Here is a 22,317-nt window from a genome sequence, read left to right as displayed (position 1 = left end):
CTCCCTAGTGCTGCAGATGCTGATGGCTAGTAGTATGAGCATGGCCGACATGGTCAGCGTGTTGGCCAAAGCGTAGTTTTAACCAGTCGGCATTGTCTTCGCAGTGCCAAATCGGGTCGTCCTGTTTGTAACCATTTTCAACGCCGGCGCGAGCTGAATCGCCTGCAGTCAGCACTTTTTGGATTAGCTGCTGTTTCTCTGTATCCTGAGTTGCGCGCAATGCTAAATCTTCGCTACGGTCAAAATAACGGGCGCCCGCTATCCAGGTTTGTTGCACCTGCGCATAAACCGATAACGGATGACCATCCCACAACACCAGATCGGCCTGCTTACCTTCGGCCAGCGATCCTACTTTGTCATCAATTTTCAGCTGTTTGGCCGGGTTAATGGTGACCATCTTCAAGGCTTCATGCTCATCCATACCACAATACATGGGTGATTTAGCAGCTTCTTGATTAAGCCGGCGCAGCAAACCCGGATCATCTGAGTTTACACTGACTAACAGCCCTTGTTCGTGCATCAGGCAGGTATTGGTCGGAATGGCGTCATTTACTTCCATTTTAAAGCCCCACCAATCGGCAAAGGTCGACACACTGGCACCGTGCTTCTGCATTTCGCTGGCAACTTTGTAACCCTCCAGGATATGAGTAAAGGTTTGAATGTTAAAGCCCATCTCCTCAGCAACTTCAATCAGCATTAGAATTTCAGAAGCAACATAGGAGTGAGTATGGATATGCCTGTTGCCTTCGATAATTTCGACCAACGTATCTAACTGGTAATCACGCCGTGGTGCCTGTACCTGAGCTTGCTGGCGCTTTGACAACTTGTTATAGGCCTGCCAGCTGGCCTGATATTCTTTTGCTGCCTGAAAGTTATCGCGGATAAAGGTATCTACCCCAATCCGGCTCTGCGGGTAACGGCTGGTAAACTCATCTCCCCAGTTCGATTGTTTAACGTTTTCTCCCAGCGCAAACTTGATGCTAGCCGGGGCACCGGCAAATTTCATACCTGCTGCCGACTCTCCCCAACGCAAGCTGATGATCTGAGCCTGACCGCCGATTGGGTTAGCACTACCGTGCAGCAGTTGCACTGTGGTTACGCCGCCGGCCAAACCGCGATAGATATTGATGTCATCCGGGTTAACAACATCGCCAATCCGAACTTCAGCGGTATTGGCATGGCTGCCCTCATTAACACCCTGCTCGGTAGCGATATGGGAGTGCTCATCAATAATGCCTGGTGTGACATGCATTCCCTCAGCATCAATAACAGCATAGCCTCGCGGCGTGTTGAGCTGTTGGCCAATCAGGCTTATTTTGCCATCGCGAACGATAATATCGGTGTTTTGCAGCACCCCTTGTGCAGTTGCTGTCCACAAGGTGGCATTTTTAATATGCAGGTTTTGCTGCGCCGGCAAGCTAGCCCGGCCAAAAGCCCGGTTTGGATAAGTCAGCTTTGATACCATCTGCGCCGGCATCTTTTCAGCCTCATCTTCAACAGTTGGCGCTGCAGTCCGTTCAGCGTTTACTGCCAGCGAGCTGCCATCAGCTTGTTGCCAGCGGCCGGTTAGCATTGTGCCGCGTAATACACCGCTGAACTGGGCAACTTCAGTGGTACCCGTTAACTTTTGTAGCGGTGCACTGAATTGCACATTCTGGCCCTGGGTCACCACATGCTCTAATTCCACTTTTTCTTCAGCCAGCTTAAGCTCACCCTTTAATTTCGGGGCATGGCCTTTCAGGCTCAGTTCAAAGCTGTTTCCGGCAACATTCAGCTGATAGTTACCGGCAAACTGTGGGGCGGTAAGCGGAGTAAATTCCTGTAACTGACCACGCAACCAGGTGGCAACTATTTCACCCTCACTAAACAAATCACCACGGCTAACCACGATATCGGCCTGATAACCACTGGCAATTTTACCCAGTTGTTGATCCAGCCCTAACATGCTGGCGGGTATAGTTGTTAACGCAGCTAACGCCTGCTGCTGACTCAGACCATAGCGCACCGCTTTGCGCAGATTAGGTATAAAATCTTCTTTTTTCTTCAGGCCGTGGCTGGTCAGGGCAAAACGTACTCCTGCTTCTGCAAGCGCAGCCGGATTAGCAGGAGCCCGTTCCCAATGCCTTAAATCGGCCAGACTAACGTCGATATGCTGGTCCGGCAACGTCACCTCTGGTGCAGCCGGAAAACTCAACGGCAATACCAGGGTCCGACCGCTGGCTTTCACTTCAGCCAGACGATTATATTCATGGCCTGAACCTAAAATAGCAGCATTGCTGATATTAAATTCTGCCAGCAGTTTGTCAGCTCTTAAAAATGCCCGCTCATCGCTGGTATCAAACAACACCCCAAGTTTCGGTGCATTAGCCACACTTGCCAGCGCAGCATTATATTCAACACCACCGCTGACAAAACGGAAATCCAGCTTAGTTTGCGCCGCCTGATACCAGTTTGCATCAGCAAAGGTCTGGCGAATAAGCGCGATGCTGCCCATCAACGAGGACGGGTAGCTTTGGTTGGAGCTGCCTTTACTAAAAGACATAAACTGCTGGCTATCAGCTTTTATTACCAGATCATTTGGCAGGCCCTGAGCCAACGAGGCAACAAAACCAGTGCCCCGAAAAATACCGTCATGGCGTGCTGTCTGGACCGAGGTAAATCCCTGCTTCAGCAGCTCTTCAGCCGCTTTGGCATCTGGCTTAAACTTATCTACCCAGCGCTGCTGCGCATGGATGGCGCCATTAGCAGCATTGCCGCCAACCCGTTCGTTTTCATAAACCGGTTTACCACCAAAACTGAATCCTTCAGCTTTGCCTGCCTCTGGCACTCCATACTGACTGTAGGGTTCGATAAATCCCGGATAAAGATAGTAGCCATTTAAGTCGACAGTCTGATAACCGTCAGGCACCTTAATAGTACTACTGACGCTTTCAATCTTTCCGTCGCGAATTAGCACCATGGCCGATGGCAGGGTTTTGCCCGGCTCTGATATTACGGTGGCGTTAATTAGGGCAACCCGGTTCGGCGTTTTATCGCGGATCCCCAGTTGCGGTGAAGTCTGGTCGGCAATACTACCTGTGCAAAAAGCACCAAGCAGAGCCATGCTGAACATGGACAGGCGAGCTGGTGTCATAGTCGTTTCCTGAGTTTATTCTATTGTAGATATTAATTGTTTTAGGTATTAACTGTGTAAGTAAGCTGGTTAAGCTCCTGCTCCGCTAATGGCATGCTGTAAAAATAGCCTTGTACTTCAAAGCAGCCATTATTGCGCAAAAACTCAACTTGCTGAGCTGTTTCCACCCCTTCTGCCACTACCCGCAGATTCATTTTCTGGGCCATGGCAATAATAGCCGCGACGATATCCATATCGTTCCGATCCTGGGGGATATCTTTCACAAAAGAACGGTCTATTTTCAGTTCATCAACCGGAAAGCGTTTTAAATAACTCAATGATGAATAGCCTGTACCAAAGTCGTCAATAGATAAAGACACACCGAGGCGTTTCAACTGATTTAACTGGTTAATAGCCGCATCCGTGTCACCCATCAGCATACTTTCGGTAATTTCAAAGATCACTGCCCGCGGTTTTATACCTGTGCGCTTTAAAATGCGCTCAACAATCGATGGCAAATCCTGATCATTAAACTGGCGAACCGATAAGTTAATCGACAAGGTTACATCATAACCCCGGCTTTGCTGGCGGGCCAGAAAACGGCAGGCCTCCCAGATTATCCATTCGCCTATCTGCACAATAAGGCCGGTACTTTCCGCTACCGGGATAAACTTGGCTGGTGGCACCAGGGTATTGTCGGGACGCAGCCAGCGGATCAGAGTTTCATAGCCGGTAATTATCTCAGTACGAATATCCACTTTAGGTTGAAAATACAGTAAAAACTGCTTTTCGCGGATAGCTTCCCGCAATTGGTTCTCAATTTGCAAACGTTCGTTGGCAGCATCATTTAAATCCTGACTGAAAAAGTGAAAGGTATTTTTGCCACGCGCTTTGGCTTCATACATCGCCAGATCTGCATGTTTTAGCAAAAGTTCTTCTTCAGAGGCGTCCTCTGGTGCCACCGTGATACCAATACTGGCACTAATTGCCACTTCATGGTGTCCTAGCTTAACCGGCTCGTGAAACGCCTGCTGCAGGTTACCGGCAATAACTGATGCCTGATGCCGGTCTTTGATGCCACTTAAAATTACTGCGAATTCATCGCCACCTAACCTTGCGATGGTGTCTTCCTCCCGCAAGCGCGACTTTAGCCGTCTGGCAACTTCTTTTAGCAGCTCATCACCCGCATCATGTCCCAGCGTATCGTTAATCCGTTTAAACTCGTCCAAATCAAAATACAACAAGGCAAAGTTGTAGTAACCGCGATGCGCCATCGCAATAGCTTTACGTAGCTGATCTCTAAAATAACTTCGGTTGGCCAGTCCGGTCAGAATATCGTAATAGGCCAGATGCTCCATTTGCTTCTGGCTTTGCTTTATAAAGGAAATATCCTGCATGGCACAAACATAGTTTAATAAAGTACCAATGTCGTCCCGAATAGGTGCAATCGCCAGCGACACCCAGAATTGCCTGGCGGGTAACTTTTGATGCTGCAGTAAAATATCACCTCGCCAGTGCTGGCGTTCATGTAAAGTTTGCGTGATCTCGGCACTTAACTGCTGCATCTCATCCGCCAGCAGAATATTCAATGGCTGCTCAACCACATTACGTTCTTCACAGCCAAGTAAATCTGTCAGAAACGGGTTTAGATATTCAATAGTAAGGTGTTGATCGGTTAACAAAATACCAGAGCTTGAAAACGACACAGCTTTACTTAACTTGCGGGCTGCCCGCTCGGCTTGTTCTTTTTCTGCTATCCGGGCATTCAGCCCTGTTACCAGCTGGGCAATTTCTGCTGACATCCCGGTAAACGCCCGGTTTAACAAGCCAATCTCATCTTTTTTGTTATCTAAACTAACTTGTTGAATATCACCCCGGCTAAGTTTAACCACCGCACCGGATAACCGGTTTAAACGTTTTAACACAAACTGATAGCTAACAAGATGCAGCAATGCGGCCAGAGCGATGGCAACAGCGATGAAGATCAAAACCAAACGCCCCCGAAATTGTTTAAGGGCAGTCATTACCTGTGCTTTGTCCAGGTAAACGGCGGCGTGCCAGTTCAGATGTTTCAGAGGAGCCGCTGCAAACAAGTATTTGCTTTTATCAGTTGCGCCCGCCTTATCTGACTACAATGTATGCGATATATAAGCGCGTAACGCAGGCTCCTTTATCTCTTCCCCAGGGTAGATAGCATTTGCCGCAACCAGTTTATTTGTAACGATGACAGGGGTTTTAATTGCTTTACCGGCAGCGTCAAACAGTAAAGTTTGAGTGTGGCGGTTCCAGTATCCAATATTGCTGATATTACCGGTTATTTCAGTTAAGTCTAAATCAACAACACTTACCCCAATAAACTGCTCCTTTACGTATACCGGCACAATAATACTGATCACCCACTCTTGCCAGACAGGATGATAATAAACTGGCGTCCAGCGGGGTAATTTGGCAGGGTTATTCTCAGGAGTAGCCTCCTGAAAATATAAATCAACCGTTAGATCATGCTGCGGACTAAACTGTTGCAACAGATCGGCAGGGGCAACCCGGATAAACTGTTGGGTACTGACAAAGTAAAAACTGGAGAACTCCTGCAGCATTACTGGCGATAACTGCTGCCACAAAATCTGGCTATGGCTAAACAGCGCAGAGCTACTGGCACTGAGGTTAGCAGCGGGTATTACCGCAGCCGAAAAACTGTCTTGCTGCCGAATAATGTTATCACTGCCCGGGCGGGGAATACTGCCGGTAACGCGGCTTTGCTCAGATAAATAACGACTGATAACCTGACTTGCTAATATAGCAGCCTTCTCTTTCTCATCCAGTTGCGTATCTAAATGCTTAGCATAATTCTTCGCAGTTCGTTGCACTGCGGCCAGTTGTTGATCTGACAGGGCTTGCTCTTGCAACCATAGCACTGCATAAGCAAACACCAACCCTGCCACTGAAATGGCAATAAATACAACAACTGAGAACTTTAGCCCCAGCGAGTTCATCCCTGTTGGTTTAGAGTTTACATCCTTCAATGAAGCGACCTTGCTATTGTTATAGTAAATTCAGTCTGGTACAACAGACTTTAGCCGAGTACTATTATAATTACCTTAACATTATTGCATGCAAAACCAACAAAAGAGAATGAACAAATGAAAAAAGCCATACTTGCCAGCCTCGCTGCCCTAGTTATTTCTGCGCCGTCAACCGCGGCAACCGCCTTTACTGATGCTGAAGATGCCGTCAAGTACCGCCAGGCTGCGTTTCAGCTTATTCGTCATAATATGGGTGATATCAATCAAATGATCAAAGGTGAGGTGACTTATGATGCTTCCAGGGTACAAAAACGCGCTGATGCCTTAGTGCTGGTAACCACCTTACCGTGGGAAGCCTTTCAGGTTGCCGGCACCGAGCAGGGTGGTGGCGATGCCAAAGCAGATATCTGGAATAATCTGGACGATTTTCTGGAGCGTGGCGAAAAACTGGCTGCTGATGCCAGCACCTTACAAGCTGCAGCGCAAACAGGTGATAAAAATGAAGTACGACAGGCATTTGGCAACTTTGCCCGCAATTGCAAAGCCTGCCATGATAATTACAAAAATTAGTATTAATCTGCAAGGCGCTGTCGTTACAGCAGCGCCAGTAACGCCCTGCCCTGCCAGTAATACATTACCAGTAACAACACTGCCAGCATCACAAAAAAGCTCCAGCTATTGCGTAAACGCGGCTGTGGCGCATCTGAGATCTTTGAATTACCGGTAATCAGCGTTTTAATGACATTGTCATGGCGCCAGCTATGCCACAGCGCAAAGCCAATATGCACTGCAACCAGCGCCAGAATAATATCGATATTTAATGAGTGGATAGCGGAAGCCAAATCAACCCAGCGGGCAGGCAGTGCAGCGACCAGCGGGCCGTCGCTCATATAGCTGTTATCAAAAGTCGCCAGACCGCTGATAATTTGCAGTAACAATAAACTTAACAAGGTGAATATCATATAAGAAGACGCCGGATTATGGCCTGCCACCGGGCGGGTATTACCCAGGTATTTAATGGCTGCTTGCGGGCTGGCGGCAAACTGACTGAACCTGGCGGTCTGACTGCCCCAGATACCCCAGCCGACACGCGCAATCAACAACGACGCCAGGCTATAGGCCAGCAGTTGATGCAACGCGATGTAACCCTCACTGCCGCTGTACCACAAGCCGGCCACTAACATTACCATCGCCCAGTGGAAAAACCTGACTGCGCCATCCCATACTTTTATTTTTTGCGCCATCTCGACTGCTCCTGCTATGCTAACTTTTTGATTTTATGATAGCGGATCAAGATGATGAAAGGAATTAAATGGCTACTCCTGACAATTGTGGTAATTATTTTTGGAGTAGCAGTAGCCGGCTACTTCTGGCTCAGGTTAAGTTTACCGCAGTATCAGGGCGAATACCGGGCGGCCGTTGCTAACCCGGTTAATCTTGACCGCGATGCCCTAGGCTACCTGAGTATAACCGCTGCCGATCGCAATGATGCAGCTTATGGTATGGGCTTTGCGCATGCCCAGGAACGGTTTTTCCAAATGGACCTGGCCAGGCGCAGCGCAGCAGGCACGCTGGCCGAGCTGTTTGGTGAGCGGGCGCTGGCCACCGATATTCAACGACGCCGTCACCGCTTTGCTGAACGGGCAGCAACCACTCTGACAGAGCTTGCCGCAGCAGACTTGCAGATCCTCAGTGCATACAGCCGTGGGGTAAATGATGGCCTGGCATCTCTGGCTTCAGTGCCTTTTGAATATCATTTGCTGGGTGCTAACCCCATGCCATGGCAGGAATCCGATTCAATTCTGGTTATTTATAATATGTATCTGGAATTACAAGGGAAGATGGGCCGGGATGAATATGCAATGACCGTATTACGCCAGGCCATACCTGAGCCGTGGTTTCAGTTTTTACAACAACACAGCAGCGATTGGCAGGCTGCAATCGATAACTCAGAAGTGACTCCGGTAAGCCTGCCAGACACCCCTTACCCGGATGTATTGCGCGCCGCCGATTCATGCATTGAGTGCACCCCGAAAGACAGTGCTGATTTAGGTAGTAATAATATGGCGGTAATGGGCCGGCTAACCAGTCATGGTAAAGCAATAGTGGCAAATGATATGCATTTAACCATCAGAGCACCCGGCACCTGGTATAAAGTACAGCTAAACTGGCGCGATGCTAACGAATGGCAGCAGGTAACAGGGTTAAGCCTGGCAGGCGCGCCGGCTATTGTGGTAGGCAGTAATGGTCATATTGCCTGGGGCTTCACCAACAGTACCGCTGACTGGCACGATTTAATTAAACTGCAGCTATCTGAAGATGGTAAAGCTTATCTTACTGAACAAGGCTGGCAGCCGCTACAAAATTACTATGAGACCATTAAAGTCAAAGGCGCTGAAGATTACCCGCTGCAGTTGCAGGAAACCCGGTGGGGCCCTTTTATTAATTATGGCGAACACACTTTTGCCTTGCGTTGGGTGGCTTACGACAATAATGCTGTCAATTTCAATTTGCTTAAATTAGAAACCAGTAGGAACGCAGAGCAAGCCCTGGCGCAGGGGGCGATCACCGGTATTCCGACTCAAAACCTGTTGGTAGCCGATAAAGAAGGCAATATTGGCTGGACGCCACTGGGCCCTTTACCCAGCCGGCAATTAAGTGACTGGGACACTGCCCAGGATTGGAGCGACGGCAGTAATTTCTGGTCAACAAATCTTAGTGCTGAGCAATATCCGCAGGTTTACAACCCGGAAGCGGGCGTATTGTGGACCGCTAATGCCCGTAGTGTTGGTGGCGAAGCCTATCGCTTACTGGGCAATGGTGGCTATGATTTAGGCGCCCGCGGTCAGCAAATACGCAACAACCTGTTAAGCCAGGGCCAGCTAAACGAACAAGCATTACATCAAATCCAGCTGGATAACCGGGCGCTGTTTTTAAGCCGGTGGCAGCAACTGTTACTGGATGTGCTAACACCTGAAGTTACTGCCGAACATCAGCTGGCAGAATACCGTTTGTTGCTCAGCCAAAGTGGCCGCTATGCTGAGACTGATGATATCGGCTATACCCTGGTGCAGCAGTTCCGTCAGCAAACCATAGAACTACTGTTTACACCTTTGTCTGCATTGCTTGAACAACAAGGTAGCCGCAGCGCTAATTTGAAATTCTCGCTGGAAACACCTGCCTGGGCCATGCTGCAGGCTCGCCGGGTTGACACCCTGCCAGCAAAGTTCAGTAGCTGGTCAGAATTACTGTTGCAAGCCGTACTTGCCAGTAAACAGCAGCTGGAGCAACAACACGGCAGCCTGCAAGACAGCCGCTGGGGTAAACAGAATCAGGCAAAAATCCGCCATCCGCTAAGTAGCGCTATTCCGCTGATTGGTGACTGGTTGAATATGCCGGCTTCTGAATTTGCCGGTGATCGCCACATGCCACGGGTGCAACTGCCATCTTTTGGTCAGTCACAGCGGATGGTTGTTGCGCCCGGCCAGGAGCAGGATGGCATTCTGACTATCCCTGCCGGCCAGTCCGGCCACCCATTATCGCCGTTTTACCGGGCCGATCATCAATACTGGTTAAATGAAGTAGCGCTGCCGTTTTTACCCGGGCCGAAAAAATATCAGTTAAGGTTAGTACCTGACGCTTGACTTTGGCCATCCAGACGGATTATGGTGCTTACTATGAAAACTACTAATCGTGCTCTCGGTTTTTTTAGCTTTACCACCCCTTAGGGGAGGTAACTGGCCGTGCGCGCACAAATGGCAAGAAACCTCCCCCGCTGGGAGGTTTTTTTTTGCACGGAACTTTTAACAATTTATTGTGATGCTTACTGCAGTTTTATAAAAGGAAACACCATGGAACTTGACGATATTCGCCAGGCGATCAGTAGCACTGATCAGCAATTACTGCAATTGCTGGCGAAACGGCGCGAGCTGGCGCTGGCGGTAGCCGAAGCGAAGCTGAGCCAGAATAAACCCATTCGCGATCAAAAACGCGAACAAGAGTTACTGGTGTCGCTGATTGCCCAGGGCAAAGCACTGGGGATTGACGCCCAATATGTTACCCGCATTTATCATGTGATTATTGAAGACTCAGTACTGCAACAACAAGCCAAAGTACAGGGCCAGCTCAATGGCGAAAACGGCCCCAGCGTGCGGGTTGCCTTTCTTGGTGGTCAAGGCTCTTACAGCTATTGGGCAACCCAGAAATACTTTACCCGCCGGGCCGAGCGGATTATTGAGCTTGGCTGTGACAGCTTTAACGAAATTGTCCAGGCAGTTGAAACCGGCCATGCAGATTACGCCCTGCTGCCAATCGAAAACACCTCATCAGGCTCAATTAATGAGGTATTCGACTTACTGCAGCATACCCGCTTATCTATTGTTGGCGAGCTGACTCACCCAATCGCCCATTGTTTGCTGGGGATCCCGGGGGCAGAGCTTAGCAAAGTGCGTCAGGTGTGTGCGCACCCACAGGTTATTGCCCAGTGCAGCCAATATTTACTGGGGCTGTCGAACGTAAAAATTGATTATTGTGACAGTTCATCAGCAGCTTTTGCCAAAGTAAAGCAACTGCAAGATCCATCAGTGATTGCTATTGGCGGGGAAGAAGGCGGCCAGCTGTATGGGCTTGAGGTACTGGCACGGGATCTAGCTAATCAGAAAGACAATGTCAGCCGCTTTATTGTGGTAGCACGTAAATCGGTTAACGTTGCTAAAGCCATCCCGGCCAAAACCACTTTTATTATGTACACCGGCCAGCAACCGGGCGCCTTAGTAGAAGCGTTACTAGTGTTGAAGCAACATGGTATCAGTATGGCCAAGCTGGAATCACGGCCAATTCCGGGCAACCCATGGGAAGAGATGTTTTACGTTGATGTATTTGCCAATCTGGCAGACTACGCCATGACCCGCGCGCTGGAGGAGCTGAACAATATTACTAAATTCGTCAAAGTACTAGGCTGCTACCCCAGTGAAGATATAGAACCAACCCAGGTCAGCGCCAGCTGACCCTGCTCAGGGAGGCCCCTGTTACTCTGGTGGCTTCCTCACTTAACGCAACAGAGACATAGCCGCTTCGGTTGAGCTCAGCTTAGCAGACTGATAGCAGCAATCGCAATTGCGAAAACTGAAATAACTGAGCTGCCAATAACTAAGGATTTATAGGTCGCGATTTGACGCTCGGCCTCTGCAGAAGCCTCTTCCGCCATTGCTATCACCTTTTGCAGTTGCTCAGCCAGGGTATGTAATGACTGGGCGTTTTTGGTCACTGCCTGCTGCAACTCACTGATTTGCTGAGCCTGCACAGGGTCGGCTTGCGCTGCAGCAGGTTTAGCGGTAAATGCCGGGATAGCGGTAGTGGCAATAGTTGTCAGATAAGGCCCCAACACTTTAATAAGTGGAATAAGTTGTAACGCCATATAATCTCCTGTGCTATTGCTGATATAGCTCTAAAGGCAGGCCATCAGGATCCTGAAAAAAGGTAAAGGCTTTACCTGTGTATTCATCAGTGCGCACCGGTTCCACCCTAACGCCATTTGCTGTTAAATAATCGACATAGTCAGCCAGGTTCGCTACTTTAAAAGCCAAATGGCGTAAACCTTGTGCCTCAGGCTGACTTGGCCTGGCAGGCGGGTTGGGGAAACTGAATAGCTCCAGTCTGCTACCGTCAGCAAGTTGTAAATCAAGCTTCCAGGAGTCACGTGCCGACCGGTAGTTTTCGGCAATGATTTGCAGCCCCAGCAACTGACTATAAAAAGCTTTGCTGCGCGGATAGTCGCTGCAAATAATTGCCACGTGATGAATACCGCCAAGCTTAGCAGGCATCATTGCCTCCCTTGGTGCGGCTCAGGTTTCATTTGTTTAAAGTACCTTTTTAATTTCAGATTTCAGGTTGTCATCATTAGTGCTGGCTAGTAATGGCGTCAAAATAGCCTCTGCCTTTTGCCGCTCGTCCTGTGCCAGATATAACTGGCTTAATCTGAACTGTGCCCATTCGTTAAAATCCGGCAGGCTGCCATCTGCTAAAAACTCGGTTAATGCATCGATACCCTGTTGATACTCCGCTTTCGCCATAACACTGGCCCGGCCGAGTTGATAAAGCGCCAGCAGGCGGTTGCGTTTGCCATCATCATCGGCGACGACTTTCCCGCTGGCTTTGCTAAATTCAGCTATCGCTGCCGGGTAATCACGACTTTGCGCCAGTTGAATACCGCGCATAAAGTAGGGCTCAGGCCGGCTTTGCAACAGCGCACTGCTTTCAACTAACTGCTCGGCTGCTGTCGTGTCCTCTGCAGTGAATAATACTTCCAGCTTTAACAGCTGGCCTTGCAGTGGATCTTGCTGCTCTAGCCTGGCTGCGATTGCCAAGGCCTGATCCTTGTCACCACCGGCAATACCCGGCGCCTGAGCATAATACTTACCCAATGCTTTGAGGTATCCGGTGTCGGCAGGTGCCAGAGTCACCGCTTGCTCAAAAGCTTTCCGACAACGCTTTGCATAACCAAGTGCACTAAACATACTGGCTTGTTGGGCGCTATCACAACTCGCTCTGCCAAACCAGAATTGATACTGCGCATTAGCAGGTTCGGCTTTTATCGCCCGGGCCAACAAGGCTTCAGCTTCGGTTGCCTGCCCCAGCTCAAGTTCACTACGCCCTAACGCTGCCAGCAACCAGGCATCTTTAGTTTTGCGGCTTACCTTGTCAGCCAACAGCACCTTAGTCGCAGCAAAGTCATGTTGCTGCCAGAGTTCTGCTACCTGATGTCGCAGTTCGATGGGCTCAGCGCTTAGCCCAAGGCTCAGCAGCAGAGCCGCGATAGTTATCCGTTTCATGACTGTCCTTCATGTTAATTCAGTCAGGTATTGTAACTCTTGCCAGCCATTTGCCAATGGCAAAACATATCCGGTTACAACTTGATACTGTCGCCTTTAGCCGGGATCAGGGCATTAATGCCTTGCTGTTGCAACTTTTCCTGCAATACCTGCTGCGCCTCAGGTTCGCCGTGCACCAGATAAAACTGGGGCTGGCCGCCAATCGCTTTGGCCCAGGCCAGCAGTTCGCTCTGGCCGGCATGTGCTGAAAAGCCGCCAATAGTGTGCACCTGAGCTTTCACTACGATGTCCTGGCCAAACATTTTTACCCGTTTTTCACCATCAACCAGCCGCCGCCCTAACGTACCCCGAGCCTGAAACCCAACAAAAATAAGGTGATTGGTATTTTTCCACAGGTTGTGTTTAAAGTGATGCACAATCCGGCCACCATTGCACATACCACTGCCGGCAATAATAATAGCACCATGGGTTACCCGGTTGATCGCCATCGAATCTTCAACTTTTGGGGTAAGTTTGAGCATCGGCAGCAATTGCTGCAGGCTGCGCCCTGCACCAATTTTATCTAAGTCTGCTTGATCAAGGGCATGCAGATAGTCGTTATAAATATTGGTAATGCTGATGGCCATCGGGCTATCTAAAAAAATCGCCCGCTGCTTTAAACGTCCCTGATGATGCAATAATGCCAGGTAATACAACACCTCCTGCGAGCGCCCTAAAGCAAAGGCCGGGATAAATACATTGCCACCATCGTTGTAAGCCTGCTCAAGTGCGTTAGCAAACTCCTCGACGGTATTGTCCAGCGTTTGATGGTTGCGATTACCATAAGTGCTTTCCAGTAGCACTATATCGGCCTGACCAATCTCTGTTGGGTCATGCATTAACACCGTGGCCGGGTTGCCTAAATCACCTGAGAACACCAGTTTACGCATAGCCTGGCTCCCTTTTATCCACAGCTGGATAATAGCTGAACCAAGGATATGACCAGCATCGGCAAACTCCAGTTCTAACCCTGGCAAAGGAACCAGCCGTTTACGATAGGTCAGCGGCTGCACCAGCTCGCTTACCCGCTCAGCATCGGCTACCGTCATCACCGGATCATGTTGTTTTTTGCCACTGCGTGCCGCTTTCTTGTTTTGCCACTCTAAATCTTTTAAATATAGCCCCACTGAATCTTTCAGCAGCACGGGTAATAGTTCAGCAGTACCTGGCGTACAAATTATTTTCCCTTTAAAGCCTTTAGCAACCAACAGTGGCAACAGGCCGCTGTGATCAATATGAGCATGGGATAAAATAACTAAGTCGATATCCTTTGGTTTAAAGGCAAAACGGAATTTATGCCACTCCCTTACCTGGTCAGCTCCCTGAGTCATACCGCAATCCAGCAAAATGTTCTGCTTGTTGTGCTCAATCAAATAGCAAGAGCCCGTTACCTGACCGGCCGCACCTAGAAACGTTAAATTAGCATTAACTGGCATTCATATTATCCTTCTGATTATCTTCATGGATGTCTGCCCCGGCAGCCGCTTTTCCCTCAGCTGGCTCAGGCGTTTGATACTGGCTTTGCATATGCCCTGCTGCAAGCATAGCTTTGGTAAGCTGCTGATTAAAACGGCGCAGTTCAGCAAAACGCAACAACAGGTCACCGCCAGAATCATTAGTTAGCTTTTCAGCCAGCACCAACTGATAAAGCTGCTTTTTCAACTGTTGACGCTGCTTCATCACGTCACGATAACTGCCGCGAACCAGCGCTGCATCTTGCGGCCAGTGCGCGGCTACCAGCTGCTGCCATAGCGGCTGCTCTGGCTTTAAGCCATCCTGGTCTGCTACCAGATGACGGCTTAAGGCAGGCAGCAACTGTAAAGTCATTTCCAGCCGGAGCTGGTTTTGTACCAGCTCGCTAAGTGCTTTTGCTTCCTGCTCAGCCAGCGGCTGCTTGCTCAACTGCAGCATATAATGCACTAGTTCTGTTTGCAGCTGACGGATTGAGTCTACTACATCGCTATCGGTTCCCTTGCCCCGGCTTATTGCCAGCGCCTGTGCCGCCAGTAACTGGCCAACCCGCAGCGTCTCCATGCTCAGGGTTTTAATCGCCAGCGCAGGTATCGTCAGACTTGATGCATCTAGCGCGCGAAGCTGGCCGATTGGTTGACGACGAAAACGACCATTCAGATATAGCACCAGACGCGAGGTAATTGGCCACATTAACAGCACACCCAGCACATTAAACAGGGTATGGAACAGCGCCAGACTTACAGCCGGCTCTGGTTGCTGAAACAACCAGTGCTGCAATTGTGAAATAAGCCAAAGTAGTGGGCTAAGCAACAATAAGGCAACCACGCCGGTTAACACATTAAAAATCACGTGAAGCATTGCCAGGCGCTTGGCTTTAGCAGTCGCCGCTAAGGTCGACATAATAGCAGTAGAGGTAGTGCCAAGGTTAGCACCAATAACAAAAGCTGCGGCCAGCGGTAATGGTAACACTCCTGCAGATACCGCGGTAATAACCAGTGCGATTACGGCAATAGAGGCTTGCATCACAGTACTAAGCAAAGTGCCTAGAAATACGCCGAGTAAAATCCCCCAAAAACCCAACTGCCCCAGCGCCACGAATTCAATGTCGACAAAAGCCGCATCGAAACTCTGCTTTAGAAAGCTCAATCCTAAAAATAACATGCCAAAGCCAATCAGGCCTTCGCCAACTCCTTTACGCCGCGCCGATTGACCAAACAACTGCAGCACAGCACCAGCACCAATAATTGGCAACGCCAGCGTGTCAATTTTGAATTGCAGGCCCACCAACGCAATAAACCAACCAGTTACAGAAGTACCAACATTACTGCCGTAAATAACAAAAGCTGCATTTTGCAGTGACAAAATACCGGCATTTACGAAGCCAATAGTGGTAACAGTAATGGCACTGGATGATTGTACTGCTACCGTCGCTATACCGCCAAATAGCACACCATGTAATGGTTTCCCGGTCCAGCGCTGTAAAAACTGCATTAAACTAGGCCCGGCAGCCGTTTTCAAACCGCGGCTCATCCAATCCATACCCAGTAAAATTAAACCAAAGGCACCAAAAGCCATCAGCGCGTCAGACCACATTGTTATTCCTTCTGATTTTTACAATTTATATCGCAACTCGTGCTTAATAATATTAGTCTATATCAAACAATATCTTAGTTTATTCAGCAGCAAGTTGCTGCGGGGAGAGCAAATGTCTGACGCGCATAACCTTTATAAGCGCCACTTCACCTCGGCTCAGGAATCGCAGGAGGCCATTGCCAAACTGCAAGACCACGACTCCTACAAGCTGGCGTTTGCTGATGACGCCTTTTTAATGCAGGACGAATTGCGCCATGTCCGGCTGCAACTGGAATATCTGAAACCACAACTGGTAATGGAGCAACATGGAGTGAAGGCGACATTAGTCGTGTTTGGCAGTGCCCGCTTTCTGGCACCGGAGCAAGCTAATGCTAAGTTACAACAAGCTGAGCAGGCGCTGGCGAAGCAACCGCAAGACCAAGCTCTGCAACAACGGCTGGTGCAGGCAAAACGCGATATTAAAAACAGTGAATACTATGTCGCCTCGCAGCAGTTCTCAAAGCTGGTGACTGAACATAGTAAAATGTACCAGCACAGTGCTTTAATGATTATCAGTGGTGGTGGCCCTGGCATAATGGAAGCGGCAAACCGCGGCGCGATGGCAGCGGGAGGTGAAAGTATCGGTTTAAATATTGTATTACCAAAAGAGCAACACCCGAATCCCTATATCACGCCACATTTTTGTTTTCAGTTTCACTACTTTGCTATCCGGAAAATGCATTTCTTGCAGCGAGCCAGGGCATTAGTCGCTTTTCCGGGTGGATTCGGCACCCTGGATGAGTTATTTGAAACCTTAACCCTGATCCAAACTAAGAAAGCCGAACGGGTACCGGTTATTTTGTACGACAAAGCGTTCTGGCAAAAACTGATTAACTTCGACATGCTGGCAGAAGAAGGCTTAATCAGCCCGCAGGACTTAGAGCTTATTCAGTTTGCCGACACCCCGGAACATGCCTGGCAACTGATTTATGATTACTATGAGTTAGGGCAAACTCAGCCTGAGTAAAACCCCAATTTCAGATCAGGAAGTTAACTGCGGCTATCAGCCGCTTTTTGCAGCAATTGTTTGCTCTCCTGTAAAAACTGCTCTGCCAGTTCACCAAAAAACTTCTGGCCCTTGGCAAACTGCTTCATCAAGCCAGCTTTATCCTGGTTTTTCAGCAATTGCAGCAGCTCGCTGAAGCGTTGCTGGTAGCGCTCCAGCAATGCAGCAACATCAGCCGATGACAACATAATATCGGCATAAAGCTCAGCATTTTGAGCGAATAAGCGGCCGACCATTGCCAGCTCCAGCCGGTATATTGGTGAGCTAAGCTGTAATAACTGAGCTAAATCAGCCTGCTCCTCCGCTAAATGGCTGCCATACACTAAAGATGAAAAGTGACGCATCGCCTGAATAAGCTGCATAGCCTTATCGTGCTCTACCGCGGTCTGGCTGGCTAATTCGGCACCCCACACCCGCATTTGCTGCAAAAGCCACTGATACTGCTCTGTCGCCCTGCCATCGCAAACCACCACAACCTGTTTTACCAGATTGGTAATATCAGGACCAAACATCGGATGTAAGCCAACAACCGGGCCCGGGTGTCGTGCCAGCATCGCTGCCAGCGGTTGCTGCTTGATACTGGTAATATCGGCCAGCACACAATCAGCCGGCAATGCCGGTAGCTGACTAATAAGTTGCTCAGTTAAGGTTATTGGCACCGCAACCAGCACCAGTGCCGCAGCAGCACACAACTCGCTGGCATCTGGCCAGTCAGCTTGCTCCAGTATTGCTACCTGATAGCCAGAGCGCTGAAATAAACTAACAAAACGCTGGCCCAATGCACCAGCGCCGCCCACCACCACTACTTTGCCACCACCAGGCCGGCAACAAACAAAGTGGTTTTCCTGAGTCGCATAAGACTCGCGCATTACCCGGCGCAGCACATCTTCAACCAGCTCCGGCGAAACCTGCTGCGCCAGCGCCTGCTCACGCCGGGCTGATAACAACAGCTGCTCACGCTCAGGTACATACACCGGCAAGGCAAATTGTTGTTTTACCTTACCAACTTTGGCGGTTACTTTCGCGCGGGCTGCCAGCAGCTGCACCAGCTGGCTGTCAATGCTGTCAATCTTCTCTCGCAGCGGCGCTAACTGTTGCAGAGCCTGTTGTTGTTTGTCCATGCTGTTATTTATCCATGCTAGGCTGCTGCCACCAAACTTTGCATCTGCTGATGCAAACTGGCCAGCAGCTGTGCAGTAGTATCCCAGTCAATGCAAGCATCAGTTACCGACATGCCATAATGCTCAGCCTTGCCATTAGTTAAATTCTGACGGCCGCCAAACAAATGGCTCTCCAGCATAATGCCAATAATCGCTTCGGTGCCTGCCAATCGCTGCGATAACACAGCTTCTGCCACCGCCGGTTGGCGATTATGATCTTTATTGGAATTACCATGGCTGCAATCCACTACTATACCGTGCGGCAAATTAAGTTTATCCAGCTCTGCCAAAGCAGCGTTAATACTATCAGCGTCATAATTAGGCTTTACCCCACCACGCAAAATAATATGGCCATCCGGGTTGCCGGCAGTTTGCACTAAACTGACTTCACCACGCTGATTAATGCCGATAAAGCTATGGCCACTGGCTGCCGATTGCAGACCATTCAAGGCGACATTTAAGTTACCATCTGTGCCATTTTTAAAGCCAACCGGCATCGATAAGCCACTGGCCATTTCACGGTGGGTTTGCGACTCAACGGTACGGGCGCCGATCGCTGCCCAGCTGATTAAGTCGGATAAATATTGCGGGCTGATCGGATCAAGTGCCTCAGTCGCAGTTGGCAGTTCCATTTCCACCATTTTTAACAACAGCTCTCGGCCCCAGGTTAAACCGGTTTCCAGATCGAATGAATCGTCCAGGTGCGGATCGTTGATAAAACCTTTCCAGCCAACGGTGGTCCGCGGTTTCTCGAAATACACCCGCATAACAATATATAAACTGTCGATATATTGTTGCTGCAGCGCTTTTAACTTAGTGGCGTATTCAATCGCCGCTACCGGATCGTGAATAGAACAGGGCCCGGTTACCACCAACAGTCGTTTATCGCGGCCATGCACAATATTGGCAATATCAGCCCGGGCCCGGGCGACAAAATCGGCTCCCTGCTCTGATAAAGGCAGGGCTTTTTTCATTACTGCTGGTGGGCTTAGTGGCTTTGTCGCCACTATTCTTAAATCATCGACAATCTGGCTCATGCTAACTCCGCTGGGGTGCTTATGTGCTGGCGTTTAAGCATAGATAAAAACGACGCAGTAACTGGTCTGACGCTTTGATGTAAACTTAAATGAACAGCACGTAATTAATTAAATACGATTTGTGCATACTAAAGATCTAAGCAGGGAGCGTCAACCCATTACAGGCCAATAAATACGGAATAATTGATAATTTACAACCATGAAAAAACCGTAAACTAATTAGTACGATTTATGCCTGATTTAGAATAGCCGCAGTAGTAACTGATAAGCCTGGCGGATTTGAATAAATTTAGCTGAGTTGCCCTCTGCGCGATCGGGATGACATAACAGCGCCTGGCTGCGATACGCTTTTTTCAGCTGCGAAAGACTAAACCCTGGGGTAAGTTGCAGTAATTTCTCAGCCTGGGAGGCGGTCAGCTGATATTTAACGACTGAGTCCTTACTGTAAAACTGCCAAAATTGCTGCAGGTAGTCGTCCAGTAGTTGCTCGCTCATGGCATAAAAATTTTGCCAGTTAAGATAATAATCGCGGCGGCTTGTATTGTCGCTTCCCTCTGCCAGCAGGCTGGTGTCGGTGAGCTCTGCTTTAAGTAAAGTGACCTTTGCCAGGCCAATATTCAGAAACCCCTCACCGGTAACCAGCCACTCAGTTTGCAACTGATACAACAAATGATACAGCACAAAATGTTGCTGAAAGCGTTGCAAATCGGGGCTGAGTTCGTTGTCAGTACTCAGTTTTAATCCCAGACGGGACATTAAATACTGCTCGGTCACGCTTTGACTGCTGATCTAAGGCATTGCCGAATGGATCAAACTCGCCAGCTGATTTTTTAACAGCTGTAATACCGGTTCAGTGAGTGGCGATTGAGTAAGCGGCATAAGAAAAAGGCCGGCATATGCCGGCCTTTACGGGTTGCTTAGTTAAGCTTTTCGCGGATACGCGCTGATTTACCTGAACGATCGCGTAAGTAGTAAAGCTTAGCACGGCGAACCGCACCACGACGTTTAACGGTGATGCTATCTACCAGCGGGCTGTGCGTCTGGAATACACGCTCAACACCTTCGCCATTAGAAATTTTACGGACGGTGAAGGCTGAATGCAGACCGCGGTTACGCTTAGCGATAACTACGCCTTCAAAAGCCTGCAGACGGCTTTTGTCGCCTTCTGTTACTTTAACCTGAACTACAACAGTGTCGCCCGGCGCGAACGCAGGAACGTCTTGCTTTAATTGTTCATCTTCAAGTTGTTTGATGATGTTTTGGCTAACTTTGCTCATAACAATCTCACTTTACCTGGAATTAACTATCTTGCTGCTGCAACGCCTGGTGTTCCTGTTGAAACTCAGCCAGTAATTTGCGTTGCTCCTTAGTCAGAGCCAGGGGTTTTAATATATCTGGCCGTCTTAACCAGGTTCTACCAAGAGCCTGTTTCAAACGCCAGCGTCTGATTTCTTCGTGGTTACCGCTCAGCAAAACTGACGGCACCTGTTTATTGGCTAACACCTCAGGCCGGGTATAATGCGGACAGTCCAGCAAACCATCAGAAAATGAATCCTGCGCTGCGGATAAGTCGTGCCCAAGTACCCCAGGTACTAAACGAGATACTGCATCAATCAGTGTCATCGCCGGCAACTCGCCCCCACTTAACACGTAATCACCCACTGACCATTCTTCGTCAATTTCGCTTTCAATTACGCGCTCATCAATGCCTTCGTAACGGCCAGCTACTAATAGTAGCTTGTCGTGCGCGGCCAGCTCAGCCACACCTTGCTGATCTAACTTACGGCCTTGCGGCGATAAGTAAATGGTGTGAACCGTGCCTCCTGCGGCCTGTTTTGCCGCCCGAATTGCTTCGGTCAGAGGCTGAACCATCATTAACATGCCCGGGCCGCCACCATAAGGCCGGTCATCAACGGTACGATGCTTGTCCGTGGTAAAATCCCGCGGGTTAAAGCACTGTAACTGCATAATGCCCTGCTTTACTGCCCGGCCGGTTACCCCATATTGCGTTATTGCATCAAACATCTCAGGAAATAACGTTACTACGCCAAGCCAGAGTTTAGTGTTTTCCTGCATTAAAACGCCGGGTCCCAGTCAACAATAATTCGCTTTTCAGCCAGGTTGACGCTTTTTACCACTGTATCGGTTAAAAACGGCAACAAACGCTCTTTTTTACCAAATGCATCCGTCCGGTTAGCTTTGACAACGATAACGTCGTTCGAGCCAGTTTCCATCATGTCCGATACTTCACCTAAGTGATAACCCGCTTCGTTTACTACTGCCAGACCCATCAGGTCTTTCCAGTAGTAATCGCCATCTTCTAATGAAGGTAGCGTCTGCGCAGTTACCGCTATTTCAGCGTTAACATAACGCTGGGCAATATCACGGTCACTGATGCCGTCCAGTTTCGCTATCAGGCCATTACTATGGCGCTTCCAGCTTGAAACCTGCACTGGTTGCCAGTTACCCTGCAATTTAATTTGCCAGGGTGTGTAGTCAAAAATCCCTTCCGGGATATCGGTGTAAGCAACTACCTTAAGCCAGCCATTAATGCCGTATACGGCACCAAACTTACCAAGGACAACTAAGTCTTTGTCGTCTTTGTCACTCAAGGTTACTACTCCACACCAAATTGCTAATTAAGCAGCTGCTTTCTTAGCGGTTTTTACCAGGTTTGCAACGCGGTCACTTAATGCAGCACCTTGTGCTACCCAGTGATCAACACGCTCCAGGTCCAGACGCAGTTTCTCTTCAGTACCGCCAGCGATTGGGTTAAAGAAACCCACGCGCTCAATAAAGCGGCCGTCACGAGCAAAACGGCTGTCCGCTACCACAACTTGGTAAAATGGACGCTTTTTCGCGCCACCACGTTGTAAACGAATAGTTACCATACCGTCCTCTAAAAATAATCGTTCAGGTTTTAAAAAATAATAAAGCCCCCAGTCAGACTGAAGGGCTGCTGCATTGTACGGATTTTTGCTGCAAATGCAAGGCATTTCAGGCTT

Annotated in this window: 20 protein-coding genes; 4 read left to right on the top strand and 16 right to left on the bottom strand. The window is 49.1% G+C overall.

Annotated features, from left to right (window positions below):
* Nucleotides 1-4 precede the first annotated feature (4 nt).
* The 3 genes from H141_RS0106215 to H141_RS21860 form a co-directional block, all read right to left on the bottom strand.
* Nucleotides 5-3,133, bottom strand: coding sequence for an amidohydrolase family protein (locus H141_RS0106215; RefSeq protein ID WP_026349273.1), 3,129 nt, complete (start codon nt 3,131-3,133; stop codon nt 5-7).
* A gap of 41 nt (nt 3,134-3,174) precedes the next feature.
* Nucleotides 3,175-5,136, bottom strand: coding sequence for a bifunctional diguanylate cyclase/phosphodiesterase (locus H141_RS20750; protein ID WP_240473099.1), 1,962 nt, complete (start codon nt 5,134-5,136; stop codon nt 3,175-3,177).
* Nucleotides 5,137-5,241: 105 nt separating this feature from the next.
* The gene (locus H141_RS21860) at nt 5,242-6,135 is read right to left on the bottom strand and encodes a cache domain-containing protein (protein WP_240473098.1); all 894 of its coding nucleotides are present in this window, start codon (nt 6,133-6,135) and stop codon (nt 5,242-5,244) included.
* A 117-nt stretch (nt 6,136-6,252) separates the two neighbouring features.
* Between H141_RS21860 and H141_RS0106205 the strand changes: the two genes are divergently transcribed.
* Nucleotides 6,253-6,705, top strand: a complete 453-nt coding sequence (locus H141_RS0106205; RefSeq protein WP_019675382.1) for a c-type cytochrome — start codon at nt 6,253-6,255, stop codon at nt 6,703-6,705.
* A gap of 23 nt (nt 6,706-6,728) precedes the next feature.
* On the opposite strand, the gene H141_RS0106200 is transcribed toward H141_RS0106205, so the two are convergent.
* Nucleotides 6,729-7,379, bottom strand: a complete 651-nt coding sequence (locus tag H141_RS0106200) for a cytochrome b/b6 domain-containing protein (protein WP_019675381.1) — start codon at nt 7,377-7,379, stop codon at nt 6,729-6,731.
* A gap of 51 nt (nt 7,380-7,430) precedes the next feature.
* Here H141_RS0106200 and H141_RS0106195 point away from each other — a divergent pair, with 51 nt between their 5' ends.
* The gene (locus H141_RS0106195) at nt 7,431-9,779 is read left to right on the top strand and encodes a penicillin acylase family protein (protein WP_019675380.1); all 2,349 of its coding nucleotides are present in this window, start codon (nt 7,431-7,433) and stop codon (nt 9,777-9,779) included.
* A 207-nt stretch (nt 9,780-9,986) separates the two neighbouring features.
* Nucleotides 9,987-11,141, top strand: coding sequence for a chorismate mutase (locus H141_RS0106190; RefSeq protein ID WP_019675379.1), 1,155 nt, complete (start codon nt 9,987-9,989; stop codon nt 11,139-11,141).
* A gap of 77 nt (nt 11,142-11,218) precedes the next feature.
* Here the strand turns inward: H141_RS0106190 and H141_RS0106185 are convergent, their stop codons facing one another.
* The 5 genes from H141_RS0106185 to H141_RS0106165 form a co-directional block, all read right to left on the bottom strand.
* Nucleotides 11,219-11,551, bottom strand: coding sequence for a hypothetical protein (locus tag H141_RS0106185; protein WP_019675378.1), 333 nt, complete (start codon nt 11,549-11,551; stop codon nt 11,219-11,221).
* A gap of 13 nt (nt 11,552-11,564) precedes the next feature.
* The gene (gloA2, locus tag H141_RS0106180; RefSeq protein ID WP_026349271.1) at nt 11,565-11,960 is read right to left on the bottom strand and encodes an SMU1112c/YaeR family gloxylase I-like metalloprotein; all 396 of its coding nucleotides are present in this window, start codon (nt 11,958-11,960) and stop codon (nt 11,565-11,567) included.
* A gap of 33 nt (nt 11,961-11,993) precedes the next feature.
* Entirely contained in the window at nt 11,994-12,965 is a 972-nt protein-coding gene (locus H141_RS0106175; RefSeq protein WP_019675376.1) for a tetratricopeptide repeat protein, read from the bottom strand.
* A gap of 74 nt (nt 12,966-13,039) precedes the next feature.
* Nucleotides 13,040-14,440, bottom strand: coding sequence for an MBL fold metallo-hydrolase RNA specificity domain-containing protein (locus tag H141_RS0106170; RefSeq protein WP_019675375.1), 1,401 nt, complete (start codon nt 14,438-14,440; stop codon nt 13,040-13,042).
* Nucleotides 14,430-16,070, bottom strand: coding sequence for a Na/Pi cotransporter family protein (locus H141_RS0106165; protein WP_019675374.1), 1,641 nt, complete (start codon nt 16,068-16,070; stop codon nt 14,430-14,432). Before H141_RS0106165 ends, H141_RS0106170 begins: the two co-directional genes overlap by 11 nt.
* Before the next feature lie 112 nt (nt 16,071-16,182).
* Between H141_RS0106165 and H141_RS0106160 the strand changes: the two genes are divergently transcribed.
* The gene (locus H141_RS0106160; RefSeq protein ID WP_019675373.1) at nt 16,183-17,076 is read left to right on the top strand and encodes an LOG family protein; all 894 of its coding nucleotides are present in this window, start codon (nt 16,183-16,185) and stop codon (nt 17,074-17,076) included.
* 23 nt (nt 17,077-17,099) lie between these two features.
* Here H141_RS0106160 and tyrA read toward each other — a convergent pair whose 3' ends face one another.
* The 7 genes from tyrA to rpsP form a co-directional block, all read right to left on the bottom strand.
* Nucleotides 17,100-18,236 carry a bifunctional chorismate mutase/prephenate dehydrogenase gene (gene tyrA / locus H141_RS0106155; RefSeq protein ID WP_019675372.1) on the bottom strand — a complete coding sequence of 379 codons (1,137 nt, stop codon included), beginning with the start codon at nt 18,234-18,236 and terminating at the stop codon, nt 17,100-17,102.
* A 17-nt stretch (nt 18,237-18,253) separates the two neighbouring features.
* Nucleotides 18,254-19,312: a 3-deoxy-7-phosphoheptulonate synthase gene (locus H141_RS0106150; RefSeq protein ID WP_019675371.1), complete on the bottom strand. Its 1,059-nt coding sequence runs from the start codon at nt 19,310-19,312 to the stop codon at nt 18,254-18,256.
* Between the two features lie 240 nt (nt 19,313-19,552).
* Entirely contained in the window at nt 19,553-20,086 is a 534-nt protein-coding gene (locus H141_RS0106145) for a DNA-J related domain-containing protein (RefSeq protein WP_019675370.1), read from the bottom strand.
* A 143-nt stretch (nt 20,087-20,229) separates the two neighbouring features.
* Nucleotides 20,230-20,589: a 50S ribosomal protein L19 gene (rplS, locus tag H141_RS0106135; RefSeq protein WP_019675368.1), complete on the bottom strand. Its 360-nt coding sequence runs from the start codon at nt 20,587-20,589 to the stop codon at nt 20,230-20,232.
* Between the two features lie 22 nt (nt 20,590-20,611).
* Nucleotides 20,612-21,388 (bottom strand): tRNA (guanosine(37)-N1)-methyltransferase TrmD, encoded by a 777-nt coding sequence (gene trmD / locus H141_RS0106130; protein ID WP_019675367.1) that lies wholly within the window; start codon nt 21,386-21,388, stop codon nt 20,612-20,614.
* Nucleotides 21,388-21,924 carry a ribosome maturation factor RimM gene (gene rimM / locus H141_RS0106125; RefSeq protein WP_019675366.1) on the bottom strand — a complete coding sequence of 179 codons (537 nt, stop codon included), beginning with the start codon at nt 21,922-21,924 and terminating at the stop codon, nt 21,388-21,390. The genes trmD and rimM overlap by 1 nt, the downstream gene beginning before the upstream one ends.
* A 27-nt stretch (nt 21,925-21,951) precedes the next feature.
* Nucleotides 21,952-22,203 carry a 30S ribosomal protein S16 gene (rpsP, locus tag H141_RS0106120; RefSeq protein WP_026349270.1) on the bottom strand — a complete coding sequence of 84 codons (252 nt, stop codon included), beginning with the start codon at nt 22,201-22,203 and terminating at the stop codon, nt 21,952-21,954.
* Nucleotides 22,204-22,317 lie beyond the last annotated feature (114 nt).

Source organism: Arsukibacterium perlucidum DSM 18276 (assembly GCF_000382165.1).
Lineage (GTDB): Bacteria > Pseudomonadota > Gammaproteobacteria > Enterobacterales > Alteromonadaceae > Alishewanella > Alishewanella perlucidum.
This window is presented reverse-complemented; position numbering and strand designations above follow the sequence as displayed.